Source organism: Actinocorallia herbida (assembly GCF_003751225.1).
In the GTDB taxonomy this organism is placed as follows: Bacteria; Actinomycetota; Actinomycetes; order Streptosporangiales; family Streptosporangiaceae; genus Actinocorallia; species Actinocorallia herbida.
In genome coordinates this window covers 2,430,749-2,454,933 of sequence record NZ_RJKE01000001.1, presented here as the reverse complement: position 1 = coordinate 2,454,933, position 24,185 = coordinate 2,430,749, and the positions used below count along the sequence as shown (strand labels likewise).

Here is a 24,185-nt window from a genome sequence, read left to right as displayed (position 1 = left end):
ATCACGCCGCCGCCAGGGCAAGCGCCGCGACGGTGGCGAACGCGCGCGATCACGGGGACGGCAGGACGGCCCGGTAGAGGCTGTCTCCCTTGTGAGAGTGGAGCCACAAGGCACCGTCGTCGGAGAAGGCGTAGCCGGTGGACCACGCCTCGCCCAGGCCGTCGTGGAGGTGGAAGGCCGATCCGTCGAGCCGCCAGACCGCGAGACGGCGGCCGGTGAAGTCCTGCCCGACGGCCAGACCACGCGCGAGGTCGACGTGCAGGGCCGGGTAGATGAAGGACAGGCCGCCCTCGGTCAGGCCGGAGGCCAGGGGCTCGTCCGGGTTCGCCAGCGGGTGAAGGCTCCAGCTTCCCTCCTGCCTGCTGATCCCCGCGAAGACCTCCGGAACGACCGCGTCGAACGCCGGAAGGTGCACGGCCGGGGATCCGTCGCGGAAAAGGTGCCACCGCGGCCGCTGGTGCCAGACGCACGCGCCGAGGACGGCGACGTCGCCCGTTCTGCGGTCCCGAACGATCCGGCCCGCAGCGAAGGTCCCGTCCTCGCAGGCCAAGGTCAGGTCGCCGTCCCGCTCCCCCGTGCGCGGGTCGTAGCGGATCAGCGCGCGCGGCCACTCCCCCGCGTCGGGGTGGCCCAGGAGGACGCCTCCGGAGTAGGTCGGCCTGGGGAGGCCCGCGAGGACGTCGTCGGCGTTCCACACCTCGGCGAGGGTGGCCCGGTCGTGGCCACGCGCTCCCGCGGCGTGCGTGACGACCAGGACGTCGTCCTCGACGGCGAGGCCGAGGACGACGAGCCCGATGAGGTCGAGGGATCCGAGTGCCCTGACCTCGCGGGTCGCGAGGTCGACGGTGGTGACCCGGCCGTCCTCGGCGAGGCCGGTCCACGTGCCGTCCCGGCCGAACGCGTGCCGGGCGGCGGGCCCCGTCGGCACGACCCCCGTGAGCACCGCGGCCTGGCGGACCCGCCCGTCGCCGTGCTCGATCCGCCGTGTCGCGCCGTCCACGACGGTGAGCGATCCGTCCGCGCCGCCGACCGCCGCGTACCGGGCCCCCGGCGCGACGGCGATGGCCAAGGCCGCGCCGTCCGAGACGGGAAGGGCGGCCCAGCGGGTGATCCCGATCCCGTCGCCGAGCGCGCGGGCCGCGACGGGCGCGCGACGGGCGCTCCGGGCGTACTTCGCCTCCCGGTCGGCGTCGTCGAGCTCGGCGAACAGCACCTGCCGCTCGGTCGCCAGATCCCAGACCAGAACGCCCACGCCGCTCTGCCGCGAGGCGACGTGCCGCCCGTCGGGACTCGAGGCGACCGGAGTGCACCAGGTGCTCGGCTGCTCGAGCTCGTGCCGGAACCCCAGGCTCCGACCGGATCTGGCGAGCCGCGCCAGCTTGTCGACGTGGTGCGCGCGGGAGGAGAACCGGTAGACGTTGTCGGCGACGGGCGAGAACCGCCCGTACAGCTCGGTGGTGGTCTTGGCCGCGTGCCCGCCCGGCCGCAGATGCCCGACCCCGGCGCCGGTCTCCAGCTCGACCACGACGCCCTCGCGGGGCCTCCGGCAGACGAGCGCGTACTTCCCGTTCCGGTCGATGTCGAGGTCGTGGCCGCCGTCGAACGGGAGCGGGGTGCGCCGGACGACGGCCCAGCCCTCCCCGGCACGGTCCAGGGTGTGCACGGCGTCGCCCGCCACCGCGAAGACCTTCCCGGCCCGGGTGCACAGCGCCCCGATCGGCGCGCCGAGGCCCGGCCCGTCGCGCAGGACGCCGTCCGCGCCGATCCGCGCGATCCGCTCCCCCGCCGCGCCGAGCACCTCGCCGAACCCCCAGGCGAGCGCGGTCAGCGGCGGTCCGCTCCGGCGGAGCGCGCGCGGCCGGCCGAGCAGCGCCCCCGGCCCTTCGGCGACGGGCACCGCCTCGACCGCCCCGTCGGCCCGCGCGACCACGAGCGTCCCCGTGAGCGCGAGCAGCGCGCACACCGGCGCGGCCGACACGGCCTCGGCCCCGGGCGGATCCCACCGGAACGCCGCCGGATCGACGACCGCGCGCTTCTTCCCCTCGACCCTTTTGGTCCCCGTCACCCCGGTCACGCTAGCGACGGACCGGGCAGAAGATCACCGTCCATCCCCGAACCGGGACAAAGGCGGGGCTCCTGTCCCGTCCCTCTCGTGACCGGAGCCCCGCCCGCCGCGTGCGGCGGCACCCGTCACGCGGGGTCGGCGGCCAGGGACGGAACCGCGGCGAAGAGGTCGCGGGAGTAGGGATGGGCCGGGGCGACGAGGAGACGGCCGGTCTCCTCGGTCTCGACGATCTCGGCGTCCTTCATCACCGCGACCCGGTCGCTGATGTGCTGGATCACCCCGAGGTCGTGCGAGATGAACAGCAGCGCCAGCGAGAGGTCGGCGCGCAGCGCGGTGAGCAGGTCGAGGATCTGGGCCTGGACCGAGACGTCGAGCGCCGAGACCGGCTCGTCGCACACGAGCAGTTCGGGCTCCGACGCCAGCGCCCGCGCGATCGCCACGCGCTGCCGCTGCCCGCCGGACAGCTCGGCCGGACGGCGCCGGACCAGTGTGGCGGGCAGCCCGACCCGGTCCAGGAGGTCGGCCGCGCGGGCGCTCCGGGCGGCACGCGGCACCCCGGCGAGGGCGAGCGCCTCACCGAGGAGCGTGCCCGTGTCGTGGCGCGGGTCGAACGAGCCGAGCGGGTCCTGCACGATCGTCTGGATCCGGCGGCGCAGCGGCCTGCGCCGCCGCTCGGGCAGCCCGCTCCACGGTTCCCCCGCGAACGTGACGGTGCCGGAGTCCGGCGCGATCAGCCCGAGGACGATCCGGGCGAGCGTGGTCTTGCCCGACCCCGACTCCCCCACGATCCCGAGCGCCTCGCCCCGGTCCAGCGTCAGCGAGGCGTCCTTCACCGCGGGCCTCCCGCCGTACGCCTTCGCCACGTGCTCGACCGTCAGCAGCCGCTCGCCCGCCTCGCCCCGGGACACCGCGGGCCCGACGACCCGGAGTACCGGCCCGGACTCCGGATGGTGGCAGCGCAGCGGCGCGGGCGGTGGCGCGGTGCTCCGGCACAGCGCGTCGGCGCGCGCACAGCGCGCGGCGTACGGGCAGCCGTCGGCCGAGGCCGCCTCCCCGGCGTGCCGCAGCGGCGCGAGCCGGGTCCCGCGCGCGGCGGCCGAAGGCACGGCCGCGGCGAGCGCCCTCGTGTAGGGGTGCCGGGGCTCGTCCAGCACCTCGCGCGTGGGCCCCTCCTCCACGAGGAGGCCGCCGTACATGACGGCGACACGATCGGCGAGCCGGGAGACCACGGCGAGGTCGTGGCTGATGAGCAGCAGCGCGGTCCCCTCGTCCTTGAGCTTCTCCAGCAGATCCAGCACCCGGGCCTGGACCGTGACGTCCAGGGCGGTCGTCGGCTCGTCCGCGATGAGCAGGTCCGGGTCTCCCGCGAGCGCCGAGGCGATGAGCGCGCGCTGCCGCAGCCCGCCCGACAACTGGTGCGGATACTGCCCCGCCCGCACTTCGGGCTCCGGCACCCCGGCCCGGTCGAGCAGCCGCAGCACCTCCTCCCGCACCGCAGCGCGCGGCAGATCCCGGTGCGCCAGCAGCGCCTCGGCGATCTCCGCGCCGACCGTGCGCAGCGGATCGAGCGACACCAGCGCGTCCTGGAGGACGAGCCCGATCCGCCCGCCCCGGATCCGCCGCCAGCCGCGCTCCCCGAGCCCGGTGAGATCGCCCCCGTCGAACTCCAGGGTCCGCGCGGAGACCCGCGCCCGATCCCCGGCGAGTCCGACGAGCGAGCGCGCGGTGACGCTCTTGCCCGACCCGGACTCCCCCACGATCGCCAGGCACTCGCCCCGGTCCAGCGTGAACGACACGTCCCGCACCGCGTGCACGTCCGGCGCGCGCCCCGCGCCGGGGAAGACGACGCCAAGTCCGTCAACGCTCAACAACGGGCTCATCCTGCGGTCCTCCGGGTGAAGCGGGCCTGGGCGGCGCGGCCGGTGATGGTGACGGCCACGACGGTGAGGGTGATGGCGGCGCCGGGGAAGACGCCCAGCCACCAGGCGGACTGGAGGAGGGCACGGCCTTCGGAGAGCATGACGCCCCACTCGGGAGAGGGCGGTTCCGCGCCGAAGCCGAGGAAGCTCAGGCCCGAGGCGGCGATGAGGGACATGCCGAATCCGGCGGAGGCGAGGATCAGGAGCGGTCCCAGCGCGTTCGGCAGGACGTGCCGGAACGCGCGGGCGACGGGGCCCTGCCCGAGCGTCACCGAGGTCTCGACGTACCCCGAGGTCCGGACGACCCGGGCTTCGGCGCGCATGAGCCTGGCGTAGCCCGGGAGGAACGCCAGCGAGATCGCGACCATGACGTTGACCTGGCCGGAGCCGAGCACGGCGAGGGCGAGCAGGGCCAGCAGCAGCTGGGGCAGCGCGAGCAGGATGTCGGTCAGGCCCATCAGGATCCGGTCGGCGACCCGGCCGAGCAGCGCCGAGGCGAGCCCGTACAGGGCTCCGGCGGCGACCGCGAAGACGATCGCGCCGATCCCGATGAGCAGCGACGCGCGGGCCCCGTGCACGACCCTGGCGTACTGGTCGCGGCCGAGCTGGTCGGTGCCGAACCAGTGCCCGGGACCGGGCGGTCGCAGCGACAGCGCGGCGTCGACCTCGATGGGCGACTTCCCGGTGAACAGCCCGGGGAAGGCCGCGGCGAGGGCGAGCACGACGAGCACCGCGACGGCGAGCACGAGCGAGGGACGGCGCACCCTCAACGAGGCGCGGGTGATCCCGATCGAGGGGCGGGCAAGGACGTTCGTCATGGGCGCAGCCTCGGATCGACCAGGAGATGGAAGGCGTCGATGAGCGCCGACAGGGCCACGAAGACCAGCGCCGACACCAGGACGATGCCGATGAGCACCGGCATGTCCTTGTTCATCGCGGACTGGAGCGCCAGCGCGCCGAGGCCGGGCCTGCCGAACACCGTCTCGACGATGACCGCGCCGCCCAGCAGCGTCCCGGCGAGCCAGCCCGAGAGGGTGGCCAGCGGCGCCGCGGCGTGCCGCAGCGCGTGCCGGAGCCTGACCTGGCGACGGCTCAGCCCGCGGGCCCGCGCGGTGACCGCGAACGGCTGGGCGAGTGCCGCCTCGAGCCCTTCGCGCAGCACCTGGGCGAGCACCCCGGCGATCGGCAGCGCGAGGGTGAGCGCGGGCAGCACCAGCGCCTGCGGCCCCACCCCGCCGACGACGGGGAAGAGCTGGAGCTGGAAGGAGAACGCGGTGAGCAGCAGGATGCCGAACCAGTGCGAGGGCAGCGACACCGCGATGAGCTCCCACCCGGTGGCGAGCCCGCGCAGGCGGCCTTCGCGGCCCGCGGTGAGCACCGCGGACACGATGGCGATGGTGACGGCCAGCACCACCGCGGTGAGGGCGAGCGCGACGGTCGGGCCGATCGCCTCGCCGAGCACCGCCGAGACCGGCTTCTGGAGCTGGTAGGACTCGCCGAGGTCCCCGGTGACCAGCCGCCCGAGGTAGGCGAGGTACCGCTCGTGCAGCGGGCGGTCGAGGCCGTGGTCGGCGGCGATCTGGTCGCGGATCTCCTGCGAGGCCGTGGTGAACGGGCCGAGCAGGATCGTGACGGGGTCGCCGGGGATGAGCGCGAGCGCGAGGAACGCCAGGGTCGCCGCGCCCCACAGGACGGCGACGACCCCGGCGAGCCGGGCCGCGCCCGCGCGCAGGGCGCGGGCGCGGCGGGCGGGGGCCTGCGTCTTCACTTCGTCGGCCGGTTCACTTGGCGAGCCAGGCGCCCTGGAACAGCGGCCAGGCGTTCGCGTCGTAGGCGACCCCGTTGACGGCCTTGGCCCGCCCGATGACGGCGGTCGGCGTGTAGACGGGGATGACCAGGCCGAGCTCGATGGCCCGCTCCTGGACCTTGCCGTACACGTCGGCGCGCTTGGCCGGGTCGAGCGTGGCGCGGCCCTCGTCGGTCCAGGAGGTGAGGTCCTTGTCGGCGAGGAACGTGGCGTTCTGGCCGCCCTTGCGCGGGTCGCTCGCCCCGTTGAACAGCAGCCACAGCACGTCCGGCTCCGACCGGGCCCAGCTGTAGTCGGCGATGTCGGCCTTGCCGCCGTAGACGTTGGCGATGTAGGTGCCGATGTCGTCCTGCGGGCGCTGGACCTCGATGCCGAGCTTCTTCAGGTCGGCCTGGAAGGCCTGGCCGAGGATGTCGCGCTTGTCCTTGACGTAGGCGGCGGGCAGGAGCGGCCAGTTGATCGTCAGGCGCTTGCCGTCCTTGGTGCGGTAGCCGTCGCCGTCCTTGGTGGTCCAGCCGGCCTCGTCGAGGAGCTTGTTCGCGGCGGCCTCGTCGTAGGGCCAGGAGTTCTCGAGCTTGTTCGTGTAGCCCTCGGTGGCCGGGGACAGCGGGCTCCAAGCGCGCTTGTACTGCCCGAAGTACAGGCTCTTGACGCCGGCGTCCACGTTCACGCCCTGCTGGACCGCCTTGCGGACCTTCTCGTCGTTCAGCGGCGGCTTGGAGGTGTTGAGGTAGAGGCTGTAGTTGCCGCCCGGGAACTCCTGGGTGTCGAGCGCGAGCTTCGCGTTGCCCGTGACGCCCTGGACGTCCTGCGGGGGGACCGCGGCGGCGAGCTGGATCTGCCCGGAGGTGAGCGCGCCGACCCGGACCGACGACTCCGGCAGGAAGCGGACGGTCAGCTTGTCCAGGTAGGGGGCGCCGGTGTTCGCCGCGCCCTTGGGGGCCCAGGCGTAGGCGTCGTTGCGGGTGAAGTCCGCGCTCTGGCCCTTGGCGTAGGCGCTGAAGACGAACGGGCCGGTGCCGACGGCCGCCGGGCCGCCCGCGCCGAGCTTGTCGCCGTTCTCCTTGATCGTCTTCGGCGAGTAGAAGCCGAGGTAGGCGGTGCTGGCCGCCTGGAGGAAGGGCGCGAAGGGCGCCGAGAACGAGACCTTCGCGGTGCTCGCGTCGACGACCTCGGTACCGGTGTACGGGCCCAGGAGACTCGCGGCCAGCTGGGACTTGGTCTTCGGATCGTGGATCCGATCGAAGTTGACCTTGACGGCCTCGGCGTCGAACGGCGTCCCGTCGGTGAACTTCACATCCTTGCGCAGCTTGAACGTGTACGTCTTCAAGTCGTCGGACACCTCCCACGACTCCGCCAACCAAGGCTGGAACTCGCCTTCGGCGTCCTGGGAGACCAGGGAGTCGAACACGTTGCGCAGGATCGTGCCCGTGATGTCCTGCGAGCTGACGTGGGCGTCGAAGGAGACGGGTTCGGTGTCGACCGCGAAGACCACGGAGCCGCCCTTGACGGGTGCTCCGCCGCCCGTCTCGGTGGTCTTCTCGGCGGGAGAGCCGCACCCGCCGAGGAGGAGCGCGGCGGCCAGCAGGGCGGCCGCCGCGACGGGTCTGGTGAGGATCATGCTCGCTCCGGGGGGACGTCGGAAGGGGCCGGACCTCCGGTGAGATCCGACCCCTTCCGATAGGAAAAGAAGGGATTGGGGCGAAGCTAGCCCGCCGCGAACGGGGCGGACCAGACGTCCGAACCCCTACCGACCCCTTATCCCGAACGCGTCGGGCGCCAGGGATCCACATAGCCCTCGGGCAGCGGGACCAGGGGTTCCCCCAGCGGGTAGCGGGGCACCGAGACGCGCCGCGCGATCCGCCAGCCGTCGTCGGTGAGCACCAGGACGTCGAGGAAGTCGCCGTTGTGCACCGCGCCGTCCGGGAGGACCGCGAGGTACCTGCTGCGCGCACGGACCCGGCCCGGGGTCTCGGCGACCAGGACCGTGTCGAGGGTGTGGTGGTCGGGCGCGTCGCCCTCGGCGAGCGCCGTGGAGAACTCCGCGATCGCGTCCAGCCCGGCGACCTCACGGCCGGTCCGGCGCAGCTCGATCACCGCGTCCTTGGTGAAGACCAGGCCCAGATCCGCCACCTCGCCGTTGTCGAAGGCGTGCGCGAACAGCGCGAGGACCCCGGCGATCTCCTGCCTGTCGGCGTGCCTGAGGGGCGCGCTCATACGGGCGCGCCGAGCTGCTGGACGATGCCGAGGCGGTCCGGCAGTACGGCGTAGCGGACGATCTTGCCGTCGCGGAAGGTGATCGTGCTGACGCTGTGCCCGCTGAACCTGCGGCCGGTCGGCGGGACGCCGAACAGCTCGCCGGTGTGGGTGCCCTCGATCCGCCAGAAGACCACCACCCGGTCGTCCTCGGCGACGGCGTCGGTGACGGTGGCCGTCACGTCGCCCGCGGACTCGGCGATCCACGCGAGGTGGGCGCGGAAGTCCTCGATGCCGCCCGCGCCCGTCGAGGTCTCGTCGACCGCGTCGGGCGCGACGAACTCCTCGAGCAGCTCGGGGTGCGGGCCGGTCACCAGCTCGGCGTAGAAGCGCCGGGCGGTCTCCTTGTTCTGGGCGGCGGTGCTCTGCGTGGTCGTGCTCATGTCGTCTCCTTCGGGGTGTCCGCTTCGGGGGTCTGCTTCGGGGGGTCTGCTTCAGGGCGAACCGGTGTGTCAGTGGGGGGCGTCGCCGGGGAAGGCGGGAGGCAGGAGGATGCCTCCGTTGGCGCTGAGGCCGCCGTCCACCGGGAGCGTGACGCCGGTGATGTAGGACGCGGCGGGCGAGGTGAGGAAGAAGATCGCCTCGGCCTGCTCACGCGGCTCCGACCAGCGCTGGAGCGGGATCCGCCGGGTGACGGCCGGGCCCAGTTCCGGGTGCGCGATGACGCCCGCGGTGAGCGCGGTCGCCGACCCGCCGGGCGCGATCGCGTTGACCCGGATGTTCTCCACCGCGTAGTCGATCGCGAGCCCCCGGACGAGGTTGATCACGCCGGCCTTGGCCGCGTTGTACGCCCACGTCGCGGGGTCCCCGGCGAGGCCGGACACCGAGGACGTCGCGACCACCGCGCCGCCCCCCGCCGCGCGGAACGCCGGGAGCGCCGCCCGGACGCCCAGCGCGACCCCGCGCAGGTTGACCGCGATGATCCGGTCGAACCGCTCGATCGCGCCGGGCGAGTCCAGCGGCCCGGCGCCGCCGAACCCGGCGTTCAGCACGACCGCGTCGAGGCGGCCGAACCGCTCCAGCGCGAGCGCGACGAACGCCTCGTTCACCTCCGGGTCGGCCACGTCGCCGCGGAGCGTCTCGACGCCCTCGGCGGCGCCGGCCTTGGCCAGGCCCTCGGCGTCCACGTCGACGGCGACGACGCGGTAGCCGCGTTCGGCGTAGAGCAAGGCCGTCGCCAGGCCGATCCCGGAGCCCGCTCCGGTGACGGCTACTACTGAGGTCATCCTTGTCCTCCTTGAAGGGTGGTGAGTGTGTCGAGCCAGGCGCGGACCGCGTCGACGGTCGTCCCGGCGTGATCCTCCAGGACCGTGAAGTGGTCTCCGGGCACGTCGGCCGTGTCGTGCGGCAGCGGCCAGAACGCGCGCCAGTCGTGCGGGCCGTCCACGACGGTGTGCCGCAGCGGCTCGGCGGCGCGCAGCAGGTAGGTGGGCGCGGCGATCGGGGCGGGGTCCCAGGCGGCCAGGACGCGGCCGTAGGCGCCCATCGTGGTGAGGCTCGCGTCGCTCCACACCATGTCGTAGCGCTCGATCCGGTCGATCATCCCGGTGAGCATCGCGGCGAGCCACCAGTCGGCGAAGCCGGGCCGGATCGGGCTGTCGATCGGATAGGTGTCGATGAGCGCGAGGCCGCGCGCCCCGTGCCCGCGCCGCTCCAGCTCGGCCGCGACCGAGTGCGCGATGCACCCGCCCATCGACCGCCCGAGCACCGCGTACGGACGGCCCGCGACGAGCGCCTCGACGGTGTCGGCGTGCATGCCGATGTAGGTGTCCTCGCTGTCCGGGAGCGCGTCGGTCTCGGCGTAGCCCGGCGACGGCAGCACGAACACGTCGCGCTCGCCGCGCATGGCGTGCCCGAACCTGGCGTACTCGTGCGGGCCCGAGATGGCGCTCACCGCCGGGAAGAGCACGAGCGCGACCTCCGCGGGACCCTCGGCGAGGGTGAGCGGGGGCTTGGTGTGCGCGGCCCGCTCCGCGGCGGTGAACGACGACCGCAGGTGCGAGGCGACGCCGATGAGCTCCGCCGCGGCGGCGAACTCCCCGCGCGCGGCGAGGCCCCGGTAGAGGGTGGAGAGCGGGCCGTACCGGTCGGCGTCGGCGGCGGCGGGCGCGGGGCCGTCGGCGGGGGCGTCGCCGAGGAGCGTCAGCAGGTGGCCGGCGAGCGCGCGGGCGTCGGGATGGTCGAAGGTGACGGTCGCCGAGAGCCGCAGCCCGCTGAGCGCCCCGAGCCGGTTGCGCAGCTCGACCGAAGCGAGCGAGTCGAGCCCGACCTCCTGGAACGGCCGGTCCGGTTCGATCCGGTCGGCCGTCGTGCCGAGGACCGCGGCGGCCTCCTCCCGGAGGATCTCCACGAGGGCGTTCTCGCGGCCGTCCTCGGGGACCCCGGCGAGCCTGCGGGCGAGCGACGGGCCTCCCGCGGCGGCCGACGCCGCGCGCCTGGCCGGGGGGACGAGCGCCCGCAGGATCGCGGGCAGGTCGTCGCCACGCGCCCGCAGCGCCGCCGGATCGAGCGGCGCGGGCACCAGCAGAGCCCGGTCGAGCCCCAGCGCCGCGTCGAACAGCGCGAGCCCGGCCCCGGTCTCCAGCGGCCGGATGCCCGAGCGGGCGGCGCGGCTGCGGTCCACCTCGGTGAGGTGCGCGGTCACCCCCGACGGCTCGGCCCACATCCCCCACGCCAGCGACGTGCCGGGCAGCCCGCGCTCGCGACGGTGCGCCGCGAGCGCGTCCAGGAACGTGTTGGCCGCCGCGTAGGACCCCTGCCCTGGTCCGCCGAGGATGCCTGCGGCCGACGAGTACAGCACGAACGCGTCGAGCTCGAGCCCCTCGGTCAGCTCGTGCAGATGCCAGGCCCCGGTCCCCTTGGCCGCGAAGACCCCGTCGAGCCGCTCGGGCGTGACCGTCTCCACGAGCCCGTCGTCGACGACCCCTGCGGTGTGCACGACGCCCGTCAGCGGCCGGTCCCCGGGGATCCCGGCGAGCACCGCCGCGAGCGCCTCCCGATCGGCCACGTCCACCGCGACCACCTCGACCCGCACCCCGCCCGGACCCGCGACCCCGGCACCGCCCGGCCGCGCATGGGCGAGATCAACTGGATCGTCACGATCGCCGGAGAGAGCCGCGACCGCCTCCGCGGGCTCCTCGTTCGTGGCCGGGTCGACGGCGCCGAGGTCGGCACCATCAGGGACGCGCGCTCCGGTCGCCTCCCCGGACGCCTTCGTGCCCGGACCGACGGGCTTCGAGGGGGACAGGGCGGCGAGGTCTTCGATGAGGGCCTTGGCGGCGGGGGTGTCGGGGCCGGTCCGGCTGAGGAGGAGAAGGTTGCGGACGCCGTGGGCGGTCACGAGATGGCGGGCGACGGCGGCGCCCAGGACGCCGGTGCCGCCGGTGATGAGGACGGTGCCGTCGGTGCGCCAGGTCGTCGGACGGGCGTCGTCGGCGGGTGGGGCGGCGCGGACCAGGCGGGGGGCGTGGACCAGGCCGGCGCGCACGGCGAGCTGGGGTTCGGCGTAGGCGAACGGGTCGGTAGGGGCGTGCTCGCCCTCGGGGACGTCCAGGAGGACGATCCGGCCGGGGTGCTCGGCCTGGGCGGCGCGGACGAGGCCCCAGACGGGAGCGGCGGTGAGGACCGGGCTGTCCCCGTCCGTCACGGCGACGGCGGCGCGAGTGCGCACGAGGATCGGGCGGTCCCCTTCGAGGGCTTCCTGGAGTTGCGCCAGCGCGCTAGGCGCGTCGGCGGCTTCGATGACCTCGGGGTCGGTGCCCGACCGTCCGGCGGGGGCGACCTCGGTCCAGCGGACCTCGTACAGGTCGGCGGGTCCCGCCGTGCGGAGCTGCCGGGCGGAGACCAGGCGGGCGCGGAGCGCGCCGACGCTGACGACGGGCGCGCCGGTCTCGTCGGCCGCCTCCAGGGCGAGCTCGTCCTCCCCCCGCAGGGTGATCCGCACCCGGAGGACCGCCGCGCCGGAGGCGTGCAGCCGGACGTCGGAGTAGGCGAACGGAAGCCTGTTGCTGCCCTCGGGGCTGGTCGCCAGTCCGTGATGAGCGGGAATGTGCAGGGCGGCGTCCAGCAGCGCCGGGTGGATGCCGAACGCGTCGGCCGGGGTGTCGGCGGGCAGCGCGACCTCGGCGGCGAACCCTTCCGGCAGCCGCCACGCGGCGCGCAGCCCTCGGAAGGCGGGACCGTAGTGCAGGCCCGCGTCCGACAGCTCGGGGTAGATCTCGGCGACGTCCACGGGCTCCGCCCCGGCCGGGGGCCAGGCGGCGTCGGCGGGCGGCGCGGCGGCCGGACCGGACGCGAGGACGCCGACCGCGTGCCGGGTCCACGGCCCGGTGGACCCTTCGGCGCGGGAGTGCACGGTGACCTGGCGGGTCCCGTCCGGCGCGGGCTCGCCCACCGCGACCTGAAGCGTGGTCCCGCCCTTCTCGGGCACCGGCAGCGGCGCCTCGATGACGAGTTCGGCGAGCACCGGCAGACCCGCCTCGTCGCCCGCCCGGACGGCGAGCTCCACGAGCGCGGTGCCCGGGACGATGACGGTGCCCTGCACGGCGTGGTCGGCGAGCCACGGGTGGGTGCGCAGCGACAGCCGTCCGGTGAGGACCGTGCCCGGCGTGTCGGCGAGGGACAGGGCCGCGCCGAGCAGCGGGTGCCCCGGCCGGTCGAGGCCGAGCCCCGCCGCGTCGCCCGCCGGGCGCGGGGTCAGCCAGAACCGTTCGCGCTGAAACGGATAGGTCGGCAGTGGGATCTTCCGGGCGTTCGCGAAGAACCCGCGCCATGCGACGTCCTTGCCCGCCGCGTGCGCGAGGCCGAGCCCGAGCAGCGCGGTCGTCCGTTCCGGACGGCCCGGCCGCAGCGCGGGGACCGCGCTCCCGCCCTCCGGCAGCGCGCGGGCCGCGAGCGCGCTCAGTACCCCGTCCGGTCCCAGCTCGACGAAGGCGGTGACGCCCTCGGCCGCGAGCCGGTCCAGCACGTCGGCGAACCTGACCGCCTCGCGGACGTGCCGCACCCAGTACTCCGGCGCGGGCGCCTCGGTGAGCGGCTCCCCGGTGAGGTTCGACAGGACCGGCAGCACCGGCCTGCGGTGCGCGACGGATCGGGCCACCTCGCCGAACTCGGCGAGCATCCCGTCCATGTGCGCGGAGTGGAAGGCGTGCGACACGCGCAGCGGACGGGTCCGGCGGCCGAGCGCGGCGAAGTGCGCGGCCACCTCCCCCACGGCCACGGCGTCCCCGGACACCACGACGGCCGACGGCCCGTTCACCGCGGCGAGGTCGGCGCCCTTCCCGAGCAGGGGCGCGACCTCCTCTTCCGTGGCCTCCACCGCCGTCATCGCGCCGCCGCCCGGCAGCGCCTGCATGAGCCGCGCGCGGGCCGCGACGAGCGCCGCGGCGTCCTCCAGCGTCCAGATCCCGGCCGCGTGCGCCGCGGCGAGCTCCCCGATCGAGTGCCCCGCCACGAAATCGGGACGCGCTCCCCAGGACTCGTAAAGCCGGAACAGCGCGACCTCCAGCGCGAACAGCCCCGTCTGCGCGTAGAGCGTCAGATCGAGTTCGGGTCCGCCCTCCAGCACCACGTCGGCGACGGACCGCGCCGCGTGCCCGGCGAGATGCCGGTCGAGCTCGAAGACCACGGCCCGGAACGCCTCGGCGAACACCGGCTCGCTCTCCAGCAGCTCCCGCCCCATCCCGGCGCGCTGGCTCCCCTGCCCCGTGAACAGGAAGGCGAGCCCGCCGGGACGCCCGCTCACCACGTCCGGCGAGGTCTCGCCCCGCCCGAACGCGCCGAACGCCCGATCCAGTCCCTCCCGGTCCGCCGCCACCGCGACGGCCCGATACGGATGCGCCGTCCGCGTGGTCGCGAGCGAGAACCCGAGATCCGCGATCCCCGCCCCGTCGGGCAGCGTCCCCGCCTGCGCCCGCAGCGCCGCCGCGGACCTCCCGGAGATCGGCACCGGCCAAGGCCCGCCCGCCGCACCGCCGGGCAAGGCGGGCGCCTGGCCCTGCGCGGAGGCGGGCTCTCCGTCCTTCTCCGAGAACGGCGCGTCGCCCGGCGCGCCACCCGGCCCGGTAGCGGACGCCCCGTCCTGCGCGTTCGGCGCGCTGTCCGGCCCGGAGGCCGGCGCGTGATGCGGCGTGCGGGTGGGCGGGGCGCCCTGGGCCGACGCGGGCGCGGCTCCTTCGGCGGAAGAGCGCGCGGCGGGCCGGGCCGCGGCGGGGGGCTGTTCGATGAGAACGTGGGCGTTGGTGCCGCTGACGCCGAAGGCGGAGATGCCGAAGCGGCGGGGGCGGTCGGTGGCGGGCCAGGGGCGGGCGGTGGTGAGGAGCTCGACGGAGCCCGCGGTCCAGTCGACGAGGGGGGTCGGGTCGGCGGCGTGGAGGGTCGCGGGGAGTTCGGCGTGGCGGAGCGCCTGGACCATCTTGATGATGCCCGCGGCGCCCGCGGCGGCCTGGGTGTGGCCGATGTTCGACTTCAGGGAGCCCAGGAGGAGGGGGCGGTCGCGGCCCTGCCCGTAGGCGGCGATGAGCGCGGAGGCTTCGATGGGGTCGCCGAGCGACGTGCCCGTGCCGTGCGCCTCGACCACGTCGACGTCGCCTGGCTGGAGCCCCGCGGCGGCGAGCGCGTCGCGGATGACACGGCGCTGCGCGGGCCCGCTGGGCGCGCTGAGCCCGTTGGACGCGCCGTCCTGGTTGATCGCGCTGCCGCGCACGACCGCGAGGATCTCGTGGCCGAGCCGCTGCGCGTCGGACAGGCGCTCCACCACGAGGACGGCGACGCCCTCGGCCCAGCCGGTGCCGTCGGCCGTCGCGGCGAACGCCTTGCACCTTCCGTCGGGGGAGAGGCCGCGCTGCCGGGAGAACTCGATGAACCCGAACGGCGAGGCCATGATCGACGCGCCGCCGACGAGCGCGAGGTCGGCCTCGCCCGCGCGCAGCGAGCGGGCCGCGAGGTGCAGCGCGACCAGCGAGGACGAGCACGCGGTGTCCACGGTGATCGCGGGGCCCTCGAAGCCGAAGGTGTAGGCGATCCGGCCGGACGCGACGCTGCGCAGCGTGCCCGTCCCGATGTAGCCCTCCAGCTCTTCGGGGGTCTCGCCGGGCGCGTAGTCCTCGCCCGCGAGCCCGGCGAAGACCGCGGTCCGGCTTCCCCGCAGCGACGCGGGGTCGAGCCCCGCCCGTTCCAGCGCCTCCCACGACACCTCCAGCAGCAACCGCTGCTGTGGGTCGATCGCGAGGGCCTCGCGCGGGGAGATCCCGAAGAACCCCGCGTCGAACCCGGCGACGTCGTCGAGGAAGCCGCCGTGCCGGGTGTAGGAGGTGCCGATCCGCTCGGGGTCGGGGTCGTAGAGCGCGTCGAGGTCCCAGCCGCGGTCGGTCGGGAACGGCCCGACGGCGTCGCGGCCTTCGGCGACGAGGTCCCACAGATCGTCCGGCGAGGCGACCCCGCCGGGCAGGCGGCAGGCCATCCCGACGATGGCGACGGGCTCGTCGAGCTGCCGCTTGAGCCGGGTGACGTCGGCGAGCGCGCGCTTCAGGTAGTCCCTCAGTTTGTCTTGCAGAAGGTTCTCTTCAGTGGCCATCTCTGCTCCTACAAGTTGTCCATGAGCTCGAAGAGCTCGTCGTCGGTGGCCGTGTCGAGGTCGACCTCGCCCGCGTCGCGGCGGCCGCCGTCCAGGAGGGCGCGGAGCCTCGCGACGAGTCCGGCGCGGCCGGGGTCGGCGGCGTCCAGGGCGGCGAACGCCTCCTCCAGGTAGGCGACCGAGGCGTCGAGCGACGGGAAGGCGACCCCGCCGCCTTGGCCGCCCAGTTCCGCGCGGAGGAACGCGGTGATGTCCCGGGGCGTCGGGTGGTCGAAGACGAGGGTCGCGGGCAGCCGGAGGCCGGTCGCGGCGCCGAGCCGGTTGCGCAGGTCGACCGCGGCCAGGGAGTCGAGGCCGACGTCGCGGTAGGCGCGGCCCTCCTCGACCTCGGCGGGCCCGGCGAGCCCGAGCACGGCGGCGGATTCGGCCCGGACGAGGCGGGTGAGCGCCTCGTCCAGGTCCTCGCCCGCGAGCCCGGCGAAGGCGTGCGGGGAGCTCTGCGGGGCGGGCTCGGCGGGCAGGTCGGCGCGGACCGTCCCGCCTCCCGTGTGGTCCTGCTCCAGCCAATAGCGCGCGCGCTGGAACCGGTACGTAGGCAGCGGGGTGTCTACGCCCCCGTCCAGTGCGGGCCGCCAGTCCACGGGAACGCCGCGCACCCACAGCTCGGCGGCCGACCGCAGGAAGCGGCCGGTGCCTCCCTCGCCGCGCCGCAGCGTCCCGGCGGCGACCGCCTCGGGGCGGCCCGCGTCCTCCAGCGTCTCCTGGAGCGCCGAGACGGTGACGGGATGCGGGCTGACCTCGACGAAGGCGTCGTGCCCCGCCTCGGCCAGGACCCGGACGGCGTCGGCGAACCTGACCTCGGAGCGGAGGTTGGCGAACCAGTAGGAGGCGTCGAGCGCCGTGGTGTCGATCCAGTCGGCCGTCACCGTGGACAGGATCGGGATCTCCGACGGCGCGGGCCGCACCCCGGCGAGGGCCGCCAGCACGTCGGACTCGATCGCCGCGACGTGCGGGGAGTGCGAGGCGTAGTCGACGTCGATGAGCCGGGCGCGGCGTCCCGAGGCCGTCACCTCGGCGACGATCGCCTCCAGGTCCGCGCGGCTCCCGGCCAGCACCGTCGCGCGGGGCGCGTTGACGGCGGCGACCGCCGCGTCCCGCCCGGCGATCCGCTCCTCGGCCTCCTCCCTGGTCGTCTCCAGGGCGGCCATCCCGCCCGTCCCGGCGAGCGCGCGGAGCGCCCGGCTGCGCAGCGCGACGACCCTGGCCCCGTCCTCCAGGGACAGCGCCCCGGCGACGACGGCGGCCGCGATCTCGCCCTGGCTGTGCCCGACGACTGCGGCGGGGACGACCCCCTGCGCCCGCCACACGTCGGCCAGCGCGACGTTCACCGCCCACAGCGCGGGCTGCACGACCTCGACCCGGTCGAGCCCGTCGCCGGTGCGCAGGACCGCTTCGAGGTCGAAGTCGGTGTGCGGGGCGAGGGCGCGGGCGGCCTCGGCGATCTTCGCGGCGAACACCGGTGAGGAGTCGAGGAGTTCTGCGCCCATCCCGGCCCACTGCGGGCCCTGGCCGGGGAAGACGAAGACCGTCTTGCCGGAAAGGTCGGCCTTGCCGCGCACCGCCTGAGCGGGGGTCGTGCCTTCGGCGAGCGCGGCCAGCGCCGTCCGGTGGTCGGCGAGGACGACAGCGCGCTCGTCGAAGGCGGACCGGCCGCGTACCAGGGACGCGCCCACGTCGACCGTCTTCACCGAGCCGTCTAGCGCGCTTAGGGCGGCGGCCTGGGCGGCGAGTGCGGCGGGGGTCCGGCCGGAGACGGGCCAGGGCGCGCCCGGGTCGTCCGCGCCGGGCTCCGGCTCCGGTTCCGCGGGGGCCTGCTCGAGGATGACGTGGGCGTTCGTGCCGCTCACCCCGAACGCCGACACCGCGGCGCGGCGCGGCCGTCCGGTCTCGGGCCAGGCGCGCTGCTCGGTGAGCAGCTCGACCGCGCCCGAGTCCCAGTCGACCTGCCCCGTCGGGCTGTCCACGTGCAGGGTCTTCGGCAGGACGCCCCGGGCGAGCGCGCCGACCATCTTGATCACGCCGGCGGCCCCCGCGGCGGCCTGGGTGTGCCCGATGTTCGACTTCAGGGACCCCAGCAGCAGCGGGTGCGCGCGCTCGCCGCCGTACGTCGCGAGCACGGCCTGGGCCTCGATCGGGTCGCCGAGCCTGGTGCCCGTGCCGTGGCCCTCGACCGCGTCCACGTCGGCCGGGCCGAGGCCCGCCGCGTCGAGCGCGCGGCGGATGACGCGCTGCTGGGCGGGCCCGTTCGGCGCGGTGAGGCCGTTGGACGCGCCGTCCTGGTTCACCGCGGTGCCGCGGACGACCGCGAGGACCCGGTGGCCGTTGCGCACCGCGTCCGACAGGCGTTCGACCAGGAGGACGGCGACGCCCTCGGCCCAGCCCGTGCCGTCGGCGGCGTCGGCGTAGGCCTTGCACCTGCCGTCGGGGGAAAGACCGCGCTGCCGGGAGAACTCCACGAACACCGCGGGCGACGACATGATCGCCACGCCGCCCGCGAGCGCGAGGTCGGACTCGCCCGAGCGCAGCGACTGCGCGGCGAGGTGCAGCGCGACGAGCGAGGACGAGCACGCCGTGTCGACGGTGACGGCCGGGCCCTCGAACCCGAACGAATAGGAGATCCGGCCGGACGCGACGCTGCCTGCGGACCCGTTGGCGAGGTATCCCTCCAGGGCCGCGGGGGCCTCGCCTATCCGGGGCGTGTAGTCGTGGTACATGACGCCGGCGAAGACACCGGTCCGGCTTCCGCGTAGCCCGGACGGGTCGATGCCCGCGCGCTCGAACGCCTCCCAGGACGTCTCCAGGAGGAGGCGCTGCTGGGGGTCGGTCGCCAGGGCCTCCCTGGGGGAGATGCCGAAGAAGGGGGCGTCGAACTCCCCCGCGTCGTGCAGGAACCCGCCGTGCCGGACGGTCGATTTGCCCGGGACGTCGGGGTCGGGGTCGTAGAGGCCCTCCAGATCCCAGCCCCGGTTGTCGGGGAAGCCCGTGACGGCGTCGCGGCCTTCGGCGACGAGGTCCCACAGCTCCTCGGGGGAGGCGACGCCGCCGGGCAGGCGGCAGGCCATGCCGATGATCGCGATGGGTTCGTCGGGCGCGGCGGCCCGCCTCGCCTCCTTCCCGACGGGGCGGGCCTCGGCGTCGAGGGCGGCGGCGAGCGCGGCCGGGGTCGGATGGTCGAACGTCAGCGTGGCCGGAAGCCGGCGGCCGAGGGCCGCTGAGAGCCTGTCGCGGAGTTCCACCGACGTCAGGGAGTCGAGGCCGAGATCGGTGAAGGCGCGGTCGGCGGGGACCGCGCCGGACGGGTCGCCCAGCACGGCCGCGGCCTGCGCCCGGACGAGGTCGAGCAGCGCCTCGCCGGTCGGCGCCGCGGCGTCGGCGCGGGGCGCGGCGGCCCTCCTGCGCGGCCTGGCGAGCCCGCGCAGCAGCGGCCCGGGGTCTTCGGCGGTGAGGTCGAGCGCGGCCGGGACGAGCAGCGGCGCGCCGTCGCGGCGCGCCGCGTCCAGCAGCGCGAGCCCCTCGGCGACGGGCAGCGCCCGCACCCCGCGCCGCGCGGCCCGCGCGAGGTCCGCGGCGGTGAGATGGGCGGTGATGCCCGACTCCCCCTCCCACAGTCCCCACGCCAGCGACTGCGCGGGCAGTCCTTGCGAGGTCCGCAGCGCCGCGAGCCCGTCGAGGAACCCGTTGGCGGCCGCGTACCCGCCCTGCCCTGCGCTCCCGAGCACGCCCGCGACGGACGAGAACAGCACGAACGCGTCGAGCTCCCGATCCAAGGTCAGCTCGTGCAGGTGCCAGGCCGCGTCCGCCTTCGCGGCGAGCACCCCGGCGACCCGTTCGGCGGTCAGCGACCCCAGCGCCCCGTCGTCGACGACCCCGGCCAGGTGATAGACCGCGGACGGCTCACGCCCTTCCAGCACGGCCGCGAGCGCCGCCCGGTCGGACACGTCGACCGCGACGACCTCGACCTCGGCCCCCAGCCCGTTGAGCTCCGCGACCAGCGCGAGCGCCCCCGGCGCCCCCGCCCCGCGCCGCCCGGCCAGCAGCAGCCGCCGAACCCCCCGCGCGGTCACCAGATGCCGCGCGACCTCGGCCCCCAGGCCCCCGGTCCCCCCGGTGACGAGCACGAGCCCCTCCGGATCGACCTCCCGGGCCTCCCCGACGGGCGCGGCGGCCCTCTCCAGCCGGGGCACCACCACCCCGTCCTCGCCGAAGAGAACCTGCGTTTCCCCCGCCCCGAACGCCCGCAGCACACCCTCAGGCAGCCCGCCGAACCGCACGCCCGGCCCGATCGGACCGAATTCCGGCTCCGGCGTTCGGGACGGACCGGCACCATGCGCAGCCGCGAGATCCCCGTGAACGAATGCGCTTGACTCGGTCGCTGGGCCGGGCGAGGTCTCCAAGCCCGTGGGTTCGGGCTTCGGGGTGGTCGGGGCGGCCAGGAGATAGCGGCCCGGACGTTCGGCCTGGGCGGCGCGGACGAGGCCCCAGACGGCGGAGGCCGCGGGGTCGTGGCGGGGGTCGGGAGTGATGACGGCGAGGGCCGGGGCGTCGTCGGGGTGGGCCTGGAGGGCGGCGAGGACCTGGGCGGTCAGGGCGCGGGTCGCGCGGACCGGGTCGTCGGCCGGGTCGGGGAAGGCCGGGAGGACGTCCACGGACAGGGGGTCGGCGGGCGCTTCGGGAGCCTTCGCCCAGGTGACGCGGTAGAGGGAGCGGGGGGCCGCGGCGAGGCCGCCGAGCGGGACGGGGCGGGCGCGCAGGGCGTCGACGGTGAGGACCGGCGCGCCCTCGGGCGAGGCCGCGCGGATCGTGAACTCGTGCTCGGCGCGCGGGTCGAGGCGGACGCGCAGGTCGGCCGCGCCGGGCGCGTGAAGGCGGACGCCGTACCAGGCGTACGGGAGCAGGGAGTGGCCTTCCGGCACGTCGGCGGCGTGCGCGGCGGGGTGCAGGGCCGCGTCCAGCAGCGCCGGGTGGAGGCCGAAGCTCCCGGCCGAGTGCCGTTCCGCGTCGCCGAGGGAGACCTCCGCGACCAGCGCGGGGCCGTCGCGCCGCACCTCGGTGACGCCCTGGAAGGCGGGCCCGTAGTCCAGCCCGGTGCGGGCCAGCGCGTCGTAGATCTCCTCGGGGGTCGCCGCGAGGGCCGCCCCTTCGGGAGCCGCGACGCCCTCGGGCGCGGGCGCGGGTTCCTCGGGTGCGAGGCGGCCGTGGGCGTGCCGGGTCCACTCCGCGCCGACCCGGGCGTGCACGGTCAGCGCGCGGCCGCCGTGCCCGTCCGGCTCGGCGAGCACGACCCGCAGGTCGGCGGTGGCGCCGGGCGGCAGGACCAGCGGCGCCTCGATCACCAGCTCCGCGACGACCGGTGTCCCGGCCGCCGCGCCCGCGCGGAGCGCGAACTCCACGAACGCGGTACCGGGCACGACGACGGCGCCCTGCACGACATGGTCGGCGAGCCACGGATGGGCCGCCGTGGAGATCCGGCCGGTGAGCACCGTGCCGTCCTGTCCCGGCAGGTCACCCGCGGCGGGCAGCAGCGGGTGCCCGGTCGGCTCCAGCCCGAAGGCGGAGGCGTCGCCGGACGCGTCGGCCTCCAGCCAGAACCTGCGGCGCTGGAACGGGTACACGGGCAGGTCGACGGTCTTCGCCTCCGGGAACAGCCGCTCCCAGGCGACCGCGCCGCCGTGCGCGTGCACGTGGCCGAGCGCGAGCAGCACGGTCTCCTCCTCGTCCCGGTCCCGGCGCAGCGCGGGGATCGCCGCGCCCTCGACGGCCTGGGCGGCGAGCGCGCTGAGGACGCCGTCGGGCCCTAGCTCGACGAACGAGGCGGCGCCCGCCTTTGCGAGCCCGCCGAGCACGTCGTGGAAGCGGACCGCATCCCGGACCTGCCGCACCCAGTAGGCGGGGTCGGTGAGCGCGTCGGCCTCCCGCCCGGTGACGCCGGAGAAGACGGGCACCGTCGGGAGCGTGTAAGACAGGTCGGCCGCCACGTCACCGAACTCGGCGAGCATCGGATCGAGCAGCGGCGAGTGGAACGCGTGCGAGACGCGCAGCCGCCGGGTGCGCCGCCCCTCCGCGGCCAGCCTTTCGGCCACTTCCAGAACGGGGCCTTCGACCCCGGAGAGCACCACCGAACGTGCCGCGTTGACCGCGGCGATGGCGACCTCGCCCTCGCGTCCCGCGAGAAGGGGCACCACCTCTTCCTCCGCGGCCTCGACCGCGACCATCGCGCCGCCGCGTGGAAGCCCCTGCATCAACCGCGCGCGGGCCGCGACGAGCCTTGCGGCGTCCGGCAGCGTCCAGACCCCTGCCGCGTAGGCCGCCGACACCTCTCCGATCGAGTGCCCGGCGAGCAGGCCGGGGCGCACCCCCCACGCCTCGAAGAGGGCGTACAGCGCCGTCTCGACCGCGAACAGCCCGGTCTGCGCGTAGAGCGTCTCGTCCAGCAGCGGCCCGCCTTCGAACACGACGTCCCGCACCGGCCGCGGCGCGAAACCGACGAGATTCCGGTCGAGTTCCCCGACCGCCGCGTCGAACGCCGCCGCGAACACCGGGAACCGCCCGTGCAGGTCCCGCCCCATGCCGGCGCGCTGGCTCCCCTGCCCGGTGAACAGAAAGGCCAGCCCCGCGCCTTCCGCCCTCCCCCGCACCACGTTCACCCCGGGATCTCCCCCGGCGAGTCCTTCCAGCGCCGCCCGCAACCCTCCGGGCGGCGCCACCACCACGGCCCGCTCCGGCAGTGCCGCCCGCGTCACCGCGAGCGACAGCCCCACGTCCTTCGCCCCGGCCGCGCCGATCCCTTCGGCCCGCCTCGCGAGCCTCCCCGCGACGGCCTCGATCGCCCCCGGCGTCCGCGCCGAGAGCGGCCACGCCACCGCCCGCCTTTCGGCGAAGTCGGACGCTCCGCTCGACGTCTCCCCTGCGCCCGGAAGCCCCGGAGCCCCCTCAAGACGGTCAGGGCCCGACCCGGGGACCCGCCCTTCGGACGGCGCCGCGCCGGAGGGGTCGGTGGGCCGGACTTCTTCTCCGGTCGAGCCGGGAGCGGGCCGCGGGGTCTCCTTGGCCGGCTCCTGCGGTCGCGAGGCGGACCGGACCCCTGCGCCGTCAGCGCGCGGGTGGGGCTCAGCGGGATTCGAGGAGAGGGCGGCGGGGGGTTGTTCGAGGATGACGTGGGCGTTGGTGCCGCTGACGCCGAAGGCGGAGACGGCGGCCCGCGAGGGGGCGTCGGTCTCGGGCCAGGGGACGGGGGCGGTGAGGAGGGTCAGGGGGGTGGCCGACCAGTCGATGAGGCGGGTCGGCTCGGTGATGTGGAGGGTGGCGGGCAGGGTCCGGTGGGCGAAGGCGCCGAGGAGCTTGAGGAGGCCCGCGAGGCCCGCGGCGGCCTGGGTGTGGCCGATGTTCGACTTGACCGAGCCGAGCCAGAGCGGGCGGGCGCGACCCGGGGCGTAGGCGCCGATGAGGGCTTCCGCCTCGATCGGGTCGCCGAGCGCGGTGCCGGTACCGTGCGCCTCGATCACGTCGATGTCGTCGGGCGTCAGGCGGGCGTCTGCCAGGGCGTCGCGGATGACGCGGCGCTGGGCGGGGCCGTTCGGCGCGGTGAGGCCGTTGGACGCGCCGTCCTGGTTGACCGCGGTGCCGCGCACGACGCCGAGGATCCGCCGGCCGTCGCGCAGCGCGTCCGAGAGCCGCTGGACGAGCACGACGGCGACGCCCTCGGCCCAGCCCGTCCCGTCGGCGCCTTCGGCGAACGCCTTGCACCTGCCGTCGGGGGAAAGGCCGCGCTGCCGGGAGAACTCCACGAAGTTCACGGGTGAACTCATCACGGTCGAACCGCTCACCAAGGCGAAATCCGACTCGCCGTCGCGCAGCGACCGCACCGCGAGGTGCAGCGCGACCAGCGACGACGAGCACGCCGTGTCGACGGTGACGGCCGGACCCTCGAACCCGTACCAGTAGGAGAGCCGTCCGGACGTCACGCTGGCGGCCGTGCCGAGGGCGAGGTGCCCTTCGACCGACGCCGGGACGGACGGGAGCCGGGCCGCGTAGTCCTGCCCGTTGACGCCCGCGAAGACTCCCGTCCGGCTTCCGCGCAGCCCGGAGACATCGATCCTGGCCCGTTCGAACGCCTCCCAGGACGTCTCCAGGAGCAGCCGCTGCTGCGGGTCCGTGGCGAGCGCCTCACGCGGAGAGATCCCGAAGAACTCGGCGTCGAATCCCGCGATGTCCGACAGGAACGCGCCGTGCCGGGTCGTGGACGTGCCCGAGTGGGCGGGGTCCGGGTGGAAGAGCTTCTCGAGGTTCCAGCCCCGGTCCTCGGGGAAGCCGCCGACCGCGTCACGGCCCTCGGCCACCAGCTCCCACAGTTCTTCCGGGGAGGTGACGCCCCCGGGGAACCGGCAGGCCGCCCCGACGATCGCGATCGGCTCGTGCCGCCCGTCGCGGGCCTCCTTGAGCTGCTCGCGGGTCTCGAAGAGTTCGGCGCTCACGCGCTTCAGAAGGGTCCTGATCTGGTCGCTCATG

At 75.5% G+C, this 24,185-nt stretch carries 10 protein-coding genes; all 10 read right to left on the bottom strand.

The features are described 5' to 3' along the window. Positions 1-49: 49 nt before the first annotated feature. The 10 genes from EDD29_RS11415 to EDD29_RS46820 all read right to left on the bottom strand — a co-directional run bounded on the left by EDD29_RS11415 (position 50) and on the right by EDD29_RS46820 (position 24,184). Positions 50-2,065: a hypothetical protein gene (locus EDD29_RS11415; protein WP_148085926.1), complete on the bottom strand. Its 2,016-nt coding sequence runs from the start codon at positions 2,063-2,065 to the stop codon at positions 50-52. Positions 2,066-2,190: 125 nt separating this feature from the next. Further along, positions 2,191-3,933: a dipeptide ABC transporter ATP-binding protein gene (locus EDD29_RS46825; protein WP_342774424.1), complete on the bottom strand. Its 1,743-nt coding sequence runs from the start codon at positions 3,931-3,933 to the stop codon at positions 2,191-2,193. An 8-nt stretch (positions 3,934-3,941) separates the two neighbouring features. After that, positions 3,942-4,802: an ABC transporter permease gene (locus EDD29_RS11405; RefSeq protein ID WP_123664366.1), complete on the bottom strand. Its 861-nt coding sequence runs from the start codon at positions 4,800-4,802 to the stop codon at positions 3,942-3,944. Beyond that, a complete protein-coding gene (locus EDD29_RS11400) occupies positions 4,799-5,752 on the bottom strand; it encodes an ABC transporter permease (protein ID WP_123664365.1) in 954 nt (317 codons plus the stop codon). The genes EDD29_RS11405 and EDD29_RS11400 overlap by 4 nt, the downstream gene beginning before the upstream one ends. Before the next feature lie 13 nt (positions 5,753-5,765). Further along, entirely contained in the window at positions 5,766-7,412 is a 1,647-nt protein-coding gene (locus EDD29_RS11395; protein ID WP_123664364.1) for an ABC transporter substrate-binding protein, read from the bottom strand. Positions 7,413-7,549: 137 nt separating this feature from the next. Then, a complete protein-coding gene (locus tag EDD29_RS11390; RefSeq protein ID WP_123664363.1) occupies positions 7,550-8,008 on the bottom strand; it encodes a nuclear transport factor 2 family protein in 459 nt (152 codons plus the stop codon). Then, positions 8,005-8,430 carry an ester cyclase gene (locus tag EDD29_RS11385; RefSeq protein ID WP_123664362.1) on the bottom strand — a complete coding sequence of 142 codons (426 nt, stop codon included), beginning with the start codon at positions 8,428-8,430 and terminating at the stop codon, positions 8,005-8,007. Before EDD29_RS11385 ends, EDD29_RS11390 begins: the two co-directional genes overlap by 4 nt. A 69-nt stretch (positions 8,431-8,499) precedes the next feature. Next, entirely contained in the window at positions 8,500-9,273 is a 774-nt protein-coding gene (locus EDD29_RS11380; protein WP_123664361.1) for an SDR family NAD(P)-dependent oxidoreductase, read from the bottom strand. After that, a complete protein-coding gene (locus EDD29_RS46260; RefSeq protein ID WP_211359649.1) occupies positions 9,270-15,620 on the bottom strand; it encodes a type I polyketide synthase in 6,351 nt (2,116 codons plus the stop codon). The genes EDD29_RS11380 and EDD29_RS46260 overlap by 4 nt, the downstream gene beginning before the upstream one ends. Positions 15,621-15,628: 8 nt before the next feature. Continuing rightward, complete coding sequence (locus tag EDD29_RS46820; RefSeq protein ID WP_123664360.1) at positions 15,629-24,184, bottom strand: type I polyketide synthase; 8,556 nt, start codon at positions 24,182-24,184, stop codon at positions 15,629-15,631. Between the last annotated feature and the right edge of the window lies 1 nt (position 24,185).

Bases quoted from the DNA above. Each gene is read 5' to 3' on its own strand.
- EDD29_RS11395 (WP_123664364.1), bottom strand. From the start codon at position 7,412: ATGATCCTCACCAGACCCGTCGCGGCGGCCGCCCTGCTGGCCGCCGCG.
- EDD29_RS11405 (WP_123664366.1), bottom strand. From the start codon at position 4,802: ATGACGAACGTCCTTGCCCGCCCCTCGATCGGGATCACCCGCGCCTCG.
- EDD29_RS11380 (WP_123664361.1), bottom strand. From the start codon at position 9,273: ATGACCTCAGTAGTAGCCGTCACCGGAGCGGGCTCCGGGATCGGCCTG.
- EDD29_RS46260 (WP_211359649.1), bottom strand. From the start codon at position 15,620: ATGGCCACTGAAGAGAACCTTCTGCAAGACAAACTGAGGGACTACCTG.
- EDD29_RS46820 (WP_123664360.1), bottom strand. From the start codon at position 24,184: ATGAGCGACCAGATCAGGACCCTTCTGAAGCGCGTGAGCGCCGAACTC.
- EDD29_RS11390 (WP_123664363.1), bottom strand. From the start codon at position 8,008: ATGAGCGCGCCCCTCAGGCACGCCGACAGGCAGGAGATCGCCGGGGTC.
- EDD29_RS11385 (WP_123664362.1), bottom strand. From the start codon at position 8,430: ATGAGCACGACCACGCAGAGCACCGCCGCCCAGAACAAGGAGACCGCC.